The 14,334-nt window shown below is 68.7% G+C and carries 11 protein-coding genes; 9 read left to right on the forward strand and 2 right to left on the reverse strand.

Features of this window, described 5'->3' with window-relative positions:
* The first annotated feature begins 131 nt into the window (after window positions 1–131).
* Window positions 132–1,607, forward strand: coding sequence for a peptide MFS transporter (locus ACRSBM_RS09605; RefSeq protein ID WP_434442042.1), 1,476 nt, complete (start codon window positions 132–134; stop codon window positions 1,605–1,607).
* Between the two features lie 157 nt (window positions 1,608–1,764).
* Here the strand turns inward: ACRSBM_RS09605 and ACRSBM_RS09610 are convergent, their stop codons facing one another.
* Both ACRSBM_RS09610 and ACRSBM_RS09615 read right to left on the reverse strand, forming a co-directional pair.
* On the reverse strand, window positions 1,765–3,054 hold the full coding sequence (locus tag ACRSBM_RS09610) for a cytochrome P450 (protein WP_434442045.1): 1,290 nt from the start codon (window positions 3,052–3,054) through the stop codon (window positions 1,765–1,767).
* 31 nt (window positions 3,055–3,085) lie between these two features.
* Window positions 3,086–3,679, reverse strand: coding sequence for a TetR/AcrR family transcriptional regulator (locus ACRSBM_RS09615; protein WP_030470246.1), 594 nt, complete (start codon window positions 3,677–3,679; stop codon window positions 3,086–3,088).
* 175 nt (window positions 3,680–3,854) lie between these two features.
* Here ACRSBM_RS09615 and ACRSBM_RS09620 point away from each other — a divergent pair, with 175 nt between their 5' ends.
* From ACRSBM_RS09620 to ACRSBM_RS09655, 8 genes are all read left to right on the forward strand, one after another.
* Window positions 3,855–4,007 (forward strand): hypothetical protein, encoded by a 153-nt coding sequence (locus tag ACRSBM_RS09620; RefSeq protein ID WP_434442048.1) that lies wholly within the window; start codon window positions 3,855–3,857, stop codon window positions 4,005–4,007.
* Window positions 4,008–4,235: 228 nt separating this feature from the next.
* The gene (locus ACRSBM_RS09625) at window positions 4,236–6,638 is read left to right on the forward strand and encodes a PQQ-dependent sugar dehydrogenase (protein WP_434442052.1); all 2,403 of its coding nucleotides are present in this window, start codon (window positions 4,236–4,238) and stop codon (window positions 6,636–6,638) included.
* Window positions 6,639–6,779: 141 nt separating this feature from the next.
* Window positions 6,780–7,979, forward strand: coding sequence for a glutamate-cysteine ligase family protein (locus tag ACRSBM_RS09630; RefSeq protein ID WP_434442055.1), 1,200 nt, complete (start codon window positions 6,780–6,782; stop codon window positions 7,977–7,979).
* On the forward strand, window positions 7,976–9,265 hold the full coding sequence (gene egtB, locus ACRSBM_RS09635) for an ergothioneine biosynthesis protein EgtB (RefSeq protein WP_434442058.1): 1,290 nt from the start codon (window positions 7,976–7,978) through the stop codon (window positions 9,263–9,265). Before ACRSBM_RS09630 ends, egtB begins: the two co-directional genes overlap by 4 nt.
* A gap of 4 nt (window positions 9,266–9,269) precedes the next feature.
* The gene (gene egtC / locus ACRSBM_RS09640) at window positions 9,270–9,995 is read left to right on the forward strand and encodes an ergothioneine biosynthesis protein EgtC (RefSeq protein WP_434442061.1); all 726 of its coding nucleotides are present in this window, start codon (window positions 9,270–9,272) and stop codon (window positions 9,993–9,995) included.
* Window positions 9,992–10,963 carry an L-histidine N(alpha)-methyltransferase gene (egtD, locus tag ACRSBM_RS09645; protein WP_434442063.1) on the forward strand — a complete coding sequence of 324 codons (972 nt, stop codon included), beginning with the start codon at window positions 9,992–9,994 and terminating at the stop codon, window positions 10,961–10,963. The genes egtC and egtD overlap by 4 nt, the downstream gene beginning before the upstream one ends.
* 63 nt (window positions 10,964–11,026) lie before the next feature.
* Window positions 11,027–12,622 carry an alpha/beta hydrolase gene (locus ACRSBM_RS09650; RefSeq protein WP_434442066.1) on the forward strand — a complete coding sequence of 532 codons (1,596 nt, stop codon included), beginning with the start codon at window positions 11,027–11,029 and terminating at the stop codon, window positions 12,620–12,622.
* 105 nt (window positions 12,623–12,727) lie between these two features.
* Window positions 12,728–14,323, forward strand: a complete 1,596-nt coding sequence (locus ACRSBM_RS09655) for an alpha/beta hydrolase (RefSeq protein ID WP_434442069.1) — start codon at window positions 12,728–12,730, stop codon at window positions 14,321–14,323.
* The last annotated feature ends 11 nt before the right edge of the window (window positions 14,324–14,334 follow it).

A 14,334-nucleotide genomic window follows, 5' to 3' on the forward strand; every position in this document is an offset into this window, starting at 1 on the left:
CAAATCCCGCTCAAGTGCGCACTCTGGCGTGAGAGTTGGGCCACTCGGACGCAACGCCGGTTTGCTAACCGTACGAGCGTTCGGCGTAATGTGCACCGGATCCGCCGTGACATCGTTGACACGAGAGGACGATGACTGTGAGCGCACCTAGCGCCAGCATCTCCGCGCAGGACAAGGGATTCTTCGGGCACCCCCGAGGCCTGTCCACGCTGTTCTTCACCGAACTCTGGGAACGGTTCTCGTTCTACGGGATGAAGGCCATCCTCGGCCTCTACCTGTGGACAGCCGTGTCCGAGGGCGGTCTCGGCGTCGACAAGGCGCTCGCCCTGTCGGTCGTCGCCATTTACGGCACCGCGGTCTACATGTCCGGTGTCGCGGGCGGCTGGCTCGCCGACCGCGTGTGGGGCGGGCAGCGCGCGACGTTCTACGGCGGCGTGCTGATCATGTGCGGTCACATCGCGCTGGCGCTGCCGATCGGCATCACGGGCGTGTACCTCGGCCTGATCTTCATCGTCATCGGCACGGGCCTGCTCAAGCCGAACATCTCGACCGTCGTCGGCGGCCTCTACGAGCAGCACGACACGCGTCGTGACGCCGGCTTCACCGTCTTCTACATGGCGATCAACATCGGCGGCTTCGTCTCGCCGCTGGTCACCGGCGCGCTCGCGGACGGCATCGGCTTCCACGCCGGGTTCGCCGTCGCCGCGGTCGGCATGGCACTCGGCCTGGTCCAGTACCGGATCGGCCGCAAGAACCTGCGCGGTTCCGCCGCCGTGCCGCCGAACCCGCTGCCCTCGCAGGAGAAGGGCCGCGTCTACGGCCTCATCGGCGGCATCGCCGTCGCGATCGCCGCGCTGGGCGTCGTCTCGTACCTGCTGGGTGGGGTCGAGGGCGTCATCCTGATGATCAGCATCATGTCGATCGTCCTGCCGATCACGTACTTCACCGTGATGCTGCGCAGCAAGAAGACGCTGCCGGAGGAGAAGCCGCGGGTCATCGCCTACATCCCGCTGTTCATCGCGGCCGCGATGTTCTGGCTGATCTTCGAGCAGAGCGCGTCGGTCATCGCGGAGTTCGCCGACTCGCACGTCGACAACCACGTGTTCGGCTGGGAGTTCCCGATCGCCTGGTTCCAGTCGATCAACCCGATCATGATCATCGCGCTGGCGCCGGTGTTCGCGCTGCTGTGGGTGAAGCTCAAGGACCGGGCGCCGTCCACGCCGCGCAAGTTCGCGGGCGCGCTGGTGCTCGTCGGCTTGTCGTTCGTGCTGATGTACTTCGCGAGCAACTCGGCCGCCGACGGCAAGGTGACGCCGCTGTGGCTCGTGGCGATGTTCCTGATCATGACCGCCGGTGAGCTCATGCTCTCGCCCGTCGGCCTGTCCGTCACGACGAAGCTGGCGCCCAAGGCGTTCGCGTCGCAGACGATGAGCCTGTGGTTCCTCGCGACCTCGGCCGGCACCGGTGTGGCCGCGCAGCTCGTGAAGTTCTACACGACGAGCCCTTCGGCGTACTTCCTCACGCTGGGCGGCGCGGCCGTCGTCCTCGGTGGCGCGCTGGCCGTCGCGGCACCGGCGATCCGGAAGTTGATGTCGGGCGTCGAGTAGACCTCCGGACGAGGTGAGAGGGAGGCCCGTCGCGGCGGCGGTGCGGCGGGTCTCCCTCTCACTTTCCAGGATGCACTACGCAGAAGTGTCATTGGGGCACGAACATTGCTCCAGACAGGTGAAGTCGGGCACGGTCCGCAACGATTTTCGCGCCACGTCAGATCGGCTTCACTGCCAGTGACCGTTTGGTCTCGTTCGTCCGCACTGGAAGTCGCAACGCGCCGCGGATGAGCTTCGAACGCCGCCGCGCCACCGGACCGTCCGGCGCGAGGTCCGGGAAGCGCTTGAAGAGCTCGTGCAACGCGATGGCGCCCTCGATGCGGCTGAGCCCCGCGCCGATGCAGTAGTGGATGCCCGCGCTGAACGCGAGGTGCTCCCGCGCGTTGGACCGCGCCGGGTCGAACGTGAGCGGGTCGGTGAACACCCGCGGATCGCGGTTCGCCGCCGCCAGCACCAGCATCACCGGCATGCCCTTCGGCAGCGACACCCCGGCCAGTTCGAGGCGTTCCCTCGGCCAGCGGATCGTGTACTGCACGGGCGGGTCGAGCCGCAGCACCTCCTCCACGAACCCCTCGGCGTACTCCGGGCTCTGGGACAGCGGCGCGACCGTGTGCGGGTTCTCGAACGCCTTCAGCACGCCGTTGCTGATCAGGTTCACCGTCGTCTCGAACCCGGCGAAGAGCAGCAACCCCGTGGTGGCGACCAGGTCCTCGCGGGTGAGGTCGGCGTGCCGCGTCACGAGGTGGCTGACGATGTCGTCCTGCGGGGCGCGGCGGCGCTCGGCGATCAGGCCGTCGATGAAATCGTTGTACTCGACGATCGTGGCGTGCAGGCCCTTGAGCTGCTTGTGCGACCACACGCCGTCGAGCGTCTCGGCGAGAGAGCTTCCCCAGCGCGCGAAGACGTCCTTGTGGTCGTCGGGTACGCCCAGCAGGTCCGCGATGACCTGGATCGGCACCTGCGAGGCGAACTCGCTGACGACGTCGAACCGGCCGCCGAGGCGGTCGAGGTGGTCGGTCACGATCTTCTGGATGGACGCCGTGCGGTCCTTGAGCGCCCTCGGCGTGAAGAACGGCTGCACGAGCTTGCGCAACCGGGTGTGGTCCGGCGGGTTCTTCATCAGGAACGAGTCCTGCACCGGGTTGACGACCTTCTCACCGTCCCGCACGAGCGTGATCGGGATCATCGACGCCTCGTCGAAGGTCGCGGTGACGAACCTGTTGTCCCGCAGCACCGAGTCGCAGATCTCGCGGCTCGCCGTGACGTAGGCGCCCATGCGGCTGCGCACCATGTCACCCCTGGCGCGCATCTTCTCGTACATCCGGTACGGGTCGCGGTCCGGCGGCGAGGCCAGGACGCCCGCGTACGGGTCACCGAGCAGCGCGTAGCCGCGAACGAGCGTGCGCAGCGCGAAGAACTGGGTCGCGATCTTCAGCGTGGACGGCATGCGTCCACCTTGAGGTTTAAGTGAAGAACCTTCAAGAGCTGCGACGGTGGCGCCGCACGGTTTCTTCCACCAGATCGAGCACGGGTTCCATGTCGTCGGCCGGCAGGCCCATCGCGAGGTGCGAGACCAGACCTTCGAGGACCAGTTCCAGGAAGCTCGTCAGTACCGTCACGTCGACGTCGTCGCGCAGGTTGCCGGCTTCTCGCTGCCGGATGAGCCGCTGCCGCGTGGCCGCCGTCAGCTGTTCACTGCGCTCGGCCCAGCGCGCCCGGAAGTCCGGGTCCGTGCGGAGCCTGCGCGAGACCTCGAGCCGCGTGCCGAGCCAGTCCGCGGCGTGCTCCTCGGTCCGCTTCTCCGGTTCGTCGAGCAGGTCGCGCATGACCTGGACGAGACCCTGTTCGGCCACCACGTCCGCCATGCGCAGGGCGTCGTCCTCGGCGAGCGCGAGGAAGAGCGACTCCTTGTCGCGGAAGTGGTGGAAGATCGCACCACGGGAGAGTCCCGTCGCTTCTTCCAGGCGGCGTACCGTGGCACCCTCGTAGCCGTGTCGCGCGAAACAGGCACGCGCGCCGTCGAGGATCTGACGGCGGCGGGCGTCGAGGTGGTCCTGGCTCACCCTGGGCACCTGTAGATGGTGGCAGGGGAAGAGCGGGAAATCCAATCCGTACGTACGGATTGGACAGGTCCATCTGTGTGATCTTCGCGTTCCCGCTCGCCGCCCGGCGGGCGCCGCCCTTTCGTGTGGATCTTCGGCCGAGTCTGCGCGGACCGGCCCGCTCGCACCAATATCCTCTGCCGCCATGGATACCCAGGAGATCATCAAGCTGTCGACGCTCGCCGAGCGCCTGGGCTGGCAGCGGCGTGAGTCGACCGGCGTCCACGTGGTCGACCTGTTGCTCAGCCGGACGGTGTCGGACCTCATCTCGGCACTGGCGGAGTGCCGGGACAGGTAACGGGTTCTGGTAAGCGCTTTCCAGTGCGTCTCGGACGGGGTTGACTCGAACAGCCGCGCGGTGGTGTGATCTGCGCGACAGTTAGGAAAGTTTCTAAACCAAACCGCCGCCGCTTCGTCGTGATCCCCTACCCGTCTTGTGGGAGGCACAACAGTGGCACCGAGCAGAGGCCGGGCGTTGCGAACGTTCGGCGCGATGGGTGTTGCCTGCACAACAGCCGTCGCAGTGATGTCAGCACCGGGGCCGGCCCTCGCGGCGCCGGTCCGCTACGAAGCGGAGAGCGCGACGATCTCGCAGGGCGTGGCCGAGTCGAACCACGCGGGTTTCTCCGGGACCGGGTTCGTCAACTTCGACAACGTCGCCGGCAGCTCGGTCGAGTTCACCGTGACCGCGGCGAAGGCGGGCCAGGCGAGACTGGTCTTCCGCTACGCCAACGGAACCGCCGACAACCGGCCGCTCGACGTGAGCGTCAACGGCGGCCTCGCGGCCGACGACCGCGCCTTCGCGGGCACCGGCGCGTGGACGACGTGGATGTCGGCCGAGAACACGGTGAACCTGAACGCGGGTTCGAACAAGATCAAGCTCACCTCCACCGGCGCCACGGGCGGTCCGAACCTGGACTACGTCGAGGTCGAGGAGGCCGGCGCCGCACTCGAACAGGAGGCGGAGGACGCGGTCGTCGGGCAGGGCGCCGTCGAGTCGAACTGGACGGGCTTCTCCGGTCGCGGGTTCGTCAACTACGACAACGTCATCGGCTCGTACGTCGAGTACACGATCAACGCCGAATCCGGTGGAGAGCACGACCTCACGTTCCGCTATGCCAACGGAACGACGGCCGACCGCCCGGTCTCGGTGACCGTGGACGGGGCGAACGCGCAGACCGTGTCGTTCCCCGGCACCGGCGCGTGGACGGCGTGGCAGACGCGGACCGCGAAGGTCACGCTGCACGCCGGTGCCAACCGGATCCGGGCGACCGCGACGACCGCGAACGGCGGCCCGAACGCGGACAAGCTGACCGCCGTGCTGGCCGGCCCGCCGGACGAAGAGGCGCCGACGCCGCCGCGCGACCTGCGGTTCGTCAGCTCCACGCACAACTCCGTGACGCTGCGGTGGGAGGCGGCCACGGACAACGTCGGCGTCACCGGCTACGACATCTACCAGCACGGCCAGCTCGTCACGAGCGTCGGCAACGTGCTGGAGGGCACGGCGACCGGCCTGCGCCCCGACGTCGAGTACGACTGGACCGTGTTCGCGAAGGACCGCGCGGGCAACGTCTCGCAGGCCTCGAACAACGTGCCCGGCCGCACCAAGCCCGCGCCGCCGGACAGCCAGGCGCCCACCACGCCCGCCGGTCTGCGTTCCACCGGCGCCACCTCGGCCAGCGTCTCCCTCGCCTGGAACGCCTCGGCCGACAACGTGGCCGTCACCGGCTACGAGATCCACTTCGACGGCGCGCTGAAGCAGACCGCCGACGGTTCGGCGACGACCGCGACCGTCGCGGGTCTCACCACCGGCCAGACCTACGCCGTGAAGGTCAGGGCGAAGGACGCGGCGGGCAACTTCTCCGCGTTCTCGAACGAGATCAGCGTCCGGCCGAGCGCCGGCGGCGGCACCGGCACGCCGAACCCCGGCACGGTCCGGCAGATCGCGTCCGGAGTGGACGTGGCGTGGGGCCTCGCGTTCCTGCCCGACGGGTCGGCGCTGGTGACCGAGCGCGAGACGTTCAACGTCCTGCGCGTCACCGAGGGCGGCACCAAGACCGTGCTCGGCAAGGTGCCCGGCGCGATGGGCACCAACGGTGAGGGCGGCGTGCTCGGCATCGAGGTCTCGCGAACCTTCGCCACCGATCGGTTCGTCTACGTCTACCACACCTACAGCGGCGGAAACCGCCTGGTCAGGGCCCAGTTCGACGGCACGCGGCTGTCCGGCTGGACGACGTTGCTCGACGGCGTGCCGAAGAACCGCTACCACAACGGCGGGCGCCTGCGGTTCAGCCCGGACGGCCGCTACCTGTTCATCTCCACCGGTGACGCCCAGAACGGCAACAACGCGCAGAACCTGAACACCAACGCGGGCAAGATCCTGCGCGTCCACCCGGACGGCTCCATCCCGTCCGACAACCCGTTCCCCGGCAAGGCGATCTGGAGCTACGGCCACCGCAACGTGCAGGGTCTCGCCTTCGACTCGCGGGGCCGCCTGTGGGCCTCGGAGTTCGGCAACTCCCGCCAGGACGAGGTCAACCTGATCACCAAGGGCGGCAACTACGGCTGGGATCCCTGCGAGGGCACGATCGGCAACTGTGCCGGCACCGTGCCGCCGAAGAAGACCTGGCCGACCTCGCAGGCCTCACCCTCGGGTCTGACGATCATCAATGACCACGTCTTCGTGGCCACGACCGTGGGCCAGCGCATCTACCGGATGCGCATCGACGCGAACGGCGACCTGGTCGACCAGCAGATCTACTTCCAGGGCACCTACAACCGGCTGCGCACGGTCGAAGTGGACCAGCAGGGCGACATCTGGCTGACGACCACGACCGACAAGGACGGTTCGGCCGGCAACGACCGCATCCTGCACATCGACATCGTCTACGAGGGCGGTGCCTTCACCCGTCCCAACACCAGGACGTAACTCCCATCTGGTGAACAAGAGTGCTCGTGCGCACGCGTGCGCACGAGCACTTCACTTGGTTCGTAAGGATTTGGGAGCTGCAACTGTCAGACCCCGCGTGTAGCGTCGAACGCGCCAGACGATCACGGGGAGTGTGGCAGCGTGACTGCGTTGCGTAACCAACCGGTGCCGGCGAGGTTCGCCGATCGCGCCGAAGCCGAGGCTTATGTCGCCTCGGTCTGCTTCAAGCACGGACCTCCGAGGCTCTTCGGCGTGGAGCTGGAATGGACCGTCCACCACGCCGAAGACCCTGCTCAGGTCCTCGATCGGCACAGACTCGCCGCCGCGCTCGGCGCGCACGCACCACCCACTCTCGTTCCGGACAGCCCCCAGAGGCCGCTTCCCAGCGGCACACCGCTGACCGTCGAACCGGGCGGGCAGGTCGAGATCTCCACTCCTCCCTGCACCAGCCTCCCGGACCTCTTCTCCACCGTCGCCCAGGACATCTCCCACCTCACCGCCATGCTGGCCGATCACGGTCTCGTGCTCGGCGACAGAGGCGCTGACGGGCATCGACGCCCCACGCGCATGCTGCGAGTGCCCCGGTACGCCGCGATGGAGCACGCGTTCGACCCCCTCGGTGCCGACGGCATCTCGATGATGTGCAACACCGCGGGCCTGCAGGTCTGCCTCGACTTCGGCGAGCAGAAGCACCTGCGGGACAGATGGGCCGCCGTGCACCAGCTCGGGCCCGTGCTGATCGCGCTGTTCGCGAACTCGCCGAGCGTCGGCGGCATGCACGAGGACTGGGCGTCGGCGCGCATGCGGACGCTCTACGGCACGGATCCCGTGCGCACCAGGCCAAGTGCTGTGTGCGCCGATCCGGCGGCCGCGTACGCGCGAAGAGTCGTCGACACGCCCGTGATCGTCGTGCGCGGGCCGAGCTCCAGCTGGATCCCGCCGCGCAGACTGACGTTCGCCGACTGGATCGACGGGGCGCTCGACCGCAGCCCCACAAGTGACGACCTCGACTACCACCTGAGCACGATGTTCCCGCCGGTCCGGCCGCGCGGGTACATGGAGGTCAGGTATCTCGACACGCCCGCGCCTGGCGGGTGGATCGCGCCGAGTGCGCTGCTCGTCGCGCTGTTCAGCGACCCGTTCGTTGTGGACGGTGTGCTGGCGGCGACGGAACGGGCCGCCGGGCGGTGGCTCGTCGCCGCTCGGTACGGGATGGCGGACGAACGCATCGCCAGAGCCGCGCGGGACGTCGTCGCTCTGGGCATCGAGTCGTTGCACCGCACCGGTCTTTCACACGACCAGATCAGCACCATCAGCCGGGAGCTTGAGGGGAAGCTGTGACCGAAGAACTCCGCGAGCAGGTGGCGGAGGAACTGTTGCGCTCGCGCGCGCGTTCCACCGCCCTGACCGACGCCGTCGACGAGCACGACCTCGTGCGGCAGCATTCGAAACTGATGTCGCCGCTGGTCTGGGACCTGGCGCACATCGGCAACCAGGAAGAGCTGTGGCTCGTTCGCGACGTCGGCGGCCGCGAGCCGGTGCGCAGCGACATCGACGAGTACTACGACGCGTTCAAGTACGGCCGTTCCGTCCGGCCGGAGTTGCCGTTACTCAATCCCCGCGAAGCCCGCCAGTACGTCGGTGACGTGCGCGGCAAGGTGTTCGACGTGCTCGAGAAGGTGCCGCTGCAGGGCCGCCGGCTCGTCGAGAACGCCTTCGCGTTCGGCATGATCGTGCAGCACGAGCAGCAGCACGACGAGACGATGCTCGCCACGCACCAGCTGCGCACCGGCGAACCGGCTTTGCACGCACCGGCGCCTCCGCGCGGAAACCTCGTCCCCGCAACGGAAGCGTTCATCCCGGGCGGACCGTTCGAGATGGGCACGTCGGACGAGCCGTGGGCGCTCGACAACGAACGCCCCGCGCACGCCGTCCACGTCGACTCGTTCTTCATCGACACCACCCCGGTCACGAACGGCGAGTACGCCGAGTTCATCCTGGCCGGCGGCTACGACGACCGTCGCTTGTGGACCGACGAAGGCTGGGAGCACCGCACCACCGCCAAACTGGTGGCGCCCAGGTTCTGGCAGCGGGAGGAGAACTCGTTCGTCCGCACGGCGTTCGGCGTGACGGAGCCGATCGTGCCGGACGAACCCGTTGTCCACGTGTGCTTCCACGAGGCCCAGGCGTACGCGACGTGGGCGGGCAAGCGCCTGCCGACGGAAGCCGAGTGGGAGAAGGCCGCCCGGTTCGACACGGCGACCGGCCGGACCCGCCGCTACCCGTGGGGGAGCGAGGAACCCGCCGAGCAGCACGCGAACCTCGGCCAGCGGCACCTGCGCCCGGCTCCGGTCGGCGCGTACCCGCGGGGAGCGTCTCCCGCCGGTGTGCACCAGCTGATCGGTGACGTGTGGGAGTGGACCTCCAGCGACTTCGGTCCCTACCCCGGCTTCGAGGTCTTCCCGTACCGCGAGTACTCGGAGGTCTTCTTCGGACCGGACTACAAGGTGCTGCGCGGCGGCTCGTTCGGCACCGACAAGTCCGCGATCCGTGCCACGTTCCGCAACTGGGACTACCCGATCAGACGGCAGATCTTCGCCGGCTTCCGCTGCGCCAGGGACGCCTAGCCCGATGTGCCGCCATCTGGCTTACCTGGGCGCCGCCGTGCCGCTGGCCAGTCTGCTCTACGACGCACCGCACTCGTTGGAGCGCCAGTCGTACGCGCCCGGCGACATGCGGGCCGGGGGAACCGTGAACGTCGACGGCTACGGTGTCGGCTGGTTCCCCGGCCCGGTGCGGTACCGCCGCGCGGGCACGTTGTGGAGCGATCCGAACCTGCGTCAGCTGGCGACCGCCGAATCGGTGGCGTTCCTCGCGGCGGTCCGTTCGGCGACCACGGGCATGCCGGTCTCGGACGCGGCCTGCGCACCGTTCACCGACGGCACGTGGTTGTTCAGCCACAACGGACGCGTCGACGGCTGGCCGCACACCGTGGCGGGGCTGGCGAAGACGCTCGACGTGACCGACCTGCTCACGATGGACGCACCGACCGACGCGGCGCTGTTGTGGGCGGTGCTGAGACGTCGTCTGGAAACCGGGAAGGATCCGGCCCAGGTACTTGTTGAACTCGTGCGGGAAGTCGCGGACGCGGCGCCGAAGTCGCGCCTGAACTTCTTGCTGACCAACGGAGAAGTGCTCGTGGGGACGACGTGGACACACGCCCTGTGGGTGCTGCAGAAGGGACAGGGCGTGACCCTCGCGTCCGAACCGCTCGACGACGACCCTGGCTGGCGGGAGATCCCCGACCGGCACGTGGTCACCGCCGCTCCATCCACTGTGGAGGTTCTACCGCTATGACCGAGCCGGTGCTGGACGTTCATCTCACACCGGAGGACGCCGCCCACGCGCTGCGTGCCGACGTGCGGGCCGGACTGACCGCGGACCCGAAGTGGGTCTCGCCGAAGTGGTTCTACGACGCGGCCGGCAGCGCGCTGTTCGAGGACATCACGCGGCTGCCCGAGTACTACCCGACACGCGCCGAACGCGAGGTGCTCGCCGAGCGCGCGGGCGAGATCGCGGCGACGACCGGGGCGCATTCGCTGGTGGAGCTGGGTTCCGGCTCGTCGGAGAAGACGCGGCTGCTGCTCAGCGCGTTGCGCGAGCACGGCACGCTGCGGGAGTTCGTGCCGCAGGACGTGTCGGTGTCGGCGCTGACGGAGGCCGCGCACGCGATCATGGCGGACTACCCGGGCCTGCGGGTGCACGGCGTGGTCGGCGACTTCACCCAGCACCTCTCGCTGCTGCCGGGCGAGTCGCCGCGCCTGGTGGCATTTCTGGGCGGCACCATCGGGAACCTGATCCCGGAGGAGCGCGAGAAGTTCCTCCGCACGGTCCGCGACGTGCTGGACCAGGGGGAGTGGCTGCTGCTCGGCACCGACCTGGTGAAGGACGAACGGACACTGGTGCGCGCGTACGACGACGCGCAGGGCGTGACGGCGGAGTTCAACCGCAACGTGCTCAACGTGCTCAACCGCGAGGTCGGCGGCGACTTCGACGTCGAGGCGTTCGAGCACGTGGCGTTGTGGAACGCCGAACAGGAGTGGATCGAGATGCGCCTGCGTGCTACGCGGGCGATGCGGGTGACGATCGCGGAGCTCGGGCTCACCGTGGAGTTCCGCGAGGGCGAGGAGCTGCGCACCGAGGTGTCGGCGAAGTTCCGCGAGGAGGGCGTGCGGCGGGAGCTGGAGGACGGCGGATTCTCGTTGCACCGCTGGTGGACCGACGCGCAGGGGAGGTTCGCGCTCTCGCTGGCCCAAGCGGTGTAACCCGGGACACAACCCGACGATAGGCGGGTACACGCGGTGCCTGCTCAGTGATGGGCTGGATCGATGACTCCTGCATCTACGCGTGCCGTGCGCGTGGCGCTCGCCAGTGCGCTCGCGCTCGGCACCGTCATCACCGGCTTGGGCACCGCGTCGGCCCAGCCCGAAGCCGCTTCCGCCGCCAGACCCGCCGCGTGGGGGCCGTGCGCGGCCGACGTGCTCGCCGAGATCCCCGCCGCGGAACGCGCCAAGGTCAGCTGTGCCGTCCAGGAGGTGCCCGTCGACCACTCGCGTCCGCGCGGTGACTCGACGGGCATCGTCATGATGAAGCGTCCCGCCGGCGACCCGGCGAAGAAGATCGGCTCGCTGTTCATCAACCCCGGCGGCCCCGGTGGCGCCGGTCTGATCTACAGCGCGTACGGCTCCAGCTTCTTCACCCCGGAGATCCTCGAGAAGTTCGACCTCATCGGCTTCGACCCGCGCGGTGTGGGCCGCAGTGCGCCGCTGCGCTGCTTCCGCACCCAGGAAGAGGCCGAGGCCGTCAACGACGGCTGGTACGCGCTGCCGATCACGTCCGACGAGATCGCGAGCTCGATCCGCCAGTCCAAGGCCTACACGGACTACTGCAAGATCAACGCCGGTCCGCTGCTCAACCACATGTCCACCGAGGCCGTCGCGCGCGACCTCGACGTGATGCGTGAGGCCGTGGGGGACAGGCAGCTCACCTACGTCGGCTTCTCGTACGGCACCCTGCTCGGCGCGACCTACGCGAACATCTTCCCGCACCGGTCGCGTGCGCTGGTCCTGGACGGCAACGTCGACCCGCAGCTGCGCCTGACCAACGGCGCGCAGTACGACCGCGAGCGCGCCCGCGGGTTCGAGATCGCCCTCGACGCGATGCTGAAGCGGTGCGACAGCGTGGGTGTCGAGCGGTGCGCGTTCGCCGGTGACGCCCGCAAGAAGTTCGACGGCATCCGCGAGTCGCTGCGCAAGGGCCCGACGACGTTGCCCGGCGGCACCACGGTCACGCTGACCGACGTCGTGGGCCGCACGGGCGGCAGCCTGTACAGCCCGACGTCGTTCAAGGCCCTGACCGCGTGGCTCCAGTCGATCCACGCCGCCCAGAACCCGTCCGCCGCCCTGGCTGTTCAGTCCGTTGTGGACGTTCCGGTGTCGAACAACCTGAACGGCAGGCTCGACGTGCGCGCGCTGCCGGAGACGCCGTACACGAGCGACGACTCGTACTACGCGGTCAACTGCACCGACAAGCCGTTCTCGCGCACGACCCGCAACTGGGCTCGGACCGCGGCGAAGTGGGAGAAGGAGTCGCCGACGTTCGGCCGTTACCAGGCCGCGTCGGACCTGCTGACGTGCGCGACCTGGCCGGCGCGTCACCCGGATCGCTGGATCGGCCCGTGGAACCGCCACACCAAGAACCCGATCGTCGTGGTGGGCAACTACTACGACCCGGCCACGCAGTACCTGTTCTCGCAGCGCATGGCCAAGCAGCTCGGCAACGCGCGGCTGATCAGCGTGGACGCCTTCGGTCACTGCATCCTCGGTGACTCGGCCGGTGCCGACGCGGCGGTGACGAGGTACCTCGTCGACCTCACCGCTCCCGTGGACGGCACGGTGTTCCAGCCGAACGCGCAACCGTTCTGATTCGTCCCGAACGCCCGCCTGTCGTCGGGACAACCCGACGATAGGCGGGTACAAACGGTGCACGGTCGGTGATGGGGTGCATCCGTGACGTCATCTTCTGCTTCTGTGCGTGTCGTGCTCGCGAGTGCGCTCGTGCTCGGCACCATCGTTTCCGGTCTGGGCACGGCTTCCGCCCAGACCGACGCTTCCTCGGTCAGACCCGCCGCCTGGGGGCAGTGCGCGGCCGACGTTCTCGCCTCCCTGCCCGCCTCGGTGACGCCCGAGGAGCGGGCCCGGCTCACGTGCGCCGTCCAGGAGGTGCCCGTCGACCACTCGCGCCCGCGCGGTGAGAAGACCGGCATCGCCATGATGAAGCGGCCGGCGAACGACCCGTCGCGCAAGATCGGCTCGATCTTCCTCAACCCCGGTGGTCCCGGCGGTTCCGGCCTGATCCGCGGCGCCATCGCCAAGAACTACTTCCAGCCGCAGGTGCTCGACAGGTTCGACGTCATCGGCTTCGACCCGCGTGGCGTGGCCCGCAGCGCGCCGCTGCGCTGCTTCCGCACCCAGGAGGAGGCCGACGCGGTCAACGAGGGTTGGCACTCCCTGCCCATCACCTCCGACGAGATCGCGAGCACGATCCGCCAGTCGAAGGCCTACACGGACTACTGCAAGATCAACGCCGGTCCGCTGCTGAACCACATGTCCACCGAGACCGTCGCGCGTGACCTCGACATCATGCGCGAGGCGGTGGGCGACAAGCAGCTGAACTTCGTCGGCTTCTCCTACGGCACGCTGATGGGCTCGACGTACGCGAACATCTTCCCGCAGCGCACCAGGGCGATGGTGATCGACGGCAACGTCGACCCGCAGCTGCGTCTGACCAACGGCGCCGAGTACGACCGGCAACGCTCCCAGGGCTTCGAGATCGCCCTGGACGCGATGCTGAAGCGCTGCGACAGCGTCGGTGTTGAGCGGTGCGCGTTCGCCGGTGACGCCCGCGCGAAGTTCGAGGACATGAAGAAGGCCCTCGCCAAGGGTCCGGTCACGCTGCCGAACGGCACCAAGGTGACGCTGTCCGACGTCGTGGGCCGCGTCGCGGGCGACCTGTACTCGATCGCGCGGATCGCACCGCTCGCGGCGTGGCTGCAGAGCGTCCACATGGCGCTCAACCCGTCCACCGCCGTGACGACGTTCGGCGTCCAGTCCACTGTGGAGCTCGCGGCGCCGCTGAACAACAACGCCGGCCGCATGGACGTCGACCCGCTGCCCGACACCCCGTACACCGCGGACGACTCGTACTACGCGGTCAACTGCATCGACAAGCCGTTCTCGCGCACGACCCGCAACTGGGCCCGTACCGCGGCGAAGTGGGAGAAGGACTCGCCCACGTTCGGCCGCTACCAGGCCGCGTCGGACCTGCTGACGTGCGCGACCTGGCCGGCACGCCACCCGGACCGCTGGATCGGCCCGTGGCACCGCAAGACGCCGAACCCGATCGTCGTGGTGGGCAACTACTACGACCCGGCCACGCAGTACCTGTTCTCGCAGCGCATGGCCAAGCAGCTCGGCAACGCGCGCCTGGTCAGCGTCGACGCGTTCGGCCACTGCATCCTCGGCCGTTCGGCGGGCACGGACGCGGTGGTGGCGAAGTACCTCGTGGATCTCGTCGCGCCGGCCGACGGCCAGGTGTTCCAGCCGAACGTCCAGCCGTTCGCCTGATCGCGTTCCGC

Source organism: Lentzea xerophila (genome assembly GCF_051094245.1).
Lineage (GTDB): Bacteria > Actinomycetota > Actinomycetes > Mycobacteriales > Pseudonocardiaceae > Lentzea > Lentzea xerophila.

Coding starts and splice junctions, on each gene's coding strand:
- ACRSBM_RS09605 (WP_434442042.1), top strand. CDS start 132: ATGACTGTGAGCGCACCTAGCGCCAGCATCTCCGCGCAGGACAAGGGA.
- ACRSBM_RS09610 (WP_434442045.1), bottom strand. CDS start 3,054: ATGCCGTCCACGCTGAAGATCGCGACCCAGTTCTTCGCGCTGCGCACG.
- ACRSBM_RS09620 (WP_434442048.1), top strand. CDS start 3,855: ATGGATACCCAGGAGATCATCAAGCTGTCGACGCTCGCCGAGCGCCTG.
- ACRSBM_RS09625 (WP_434442052.1), top strand. CDS start 4,236: ATGTCAGCACCGGGGCCGGCCCTCGCGGCGCCGGTCCGCTACGAAGCG.
- egtC (WP_434442061.1), top strand. CDS start 9,270: ATGTGCCGCCATCTGGCTTACCTGGGCGCCGCCGTGCCGCTGGCCAGT.
- egtD (WP_434442063.1), top strand. CDS start 9,992: ATGACCGAGCCGGTGCTGGACGTTCATCTCACACCGGAGGACGCCGCC.
- ACRSBM_RS09650 (WP_434442066.1), top strand. CDS start 11,027: ATGACTCCTGCATCTACGCGTGCCGTGCGCGTGGCGCTCGCCAGTGCG.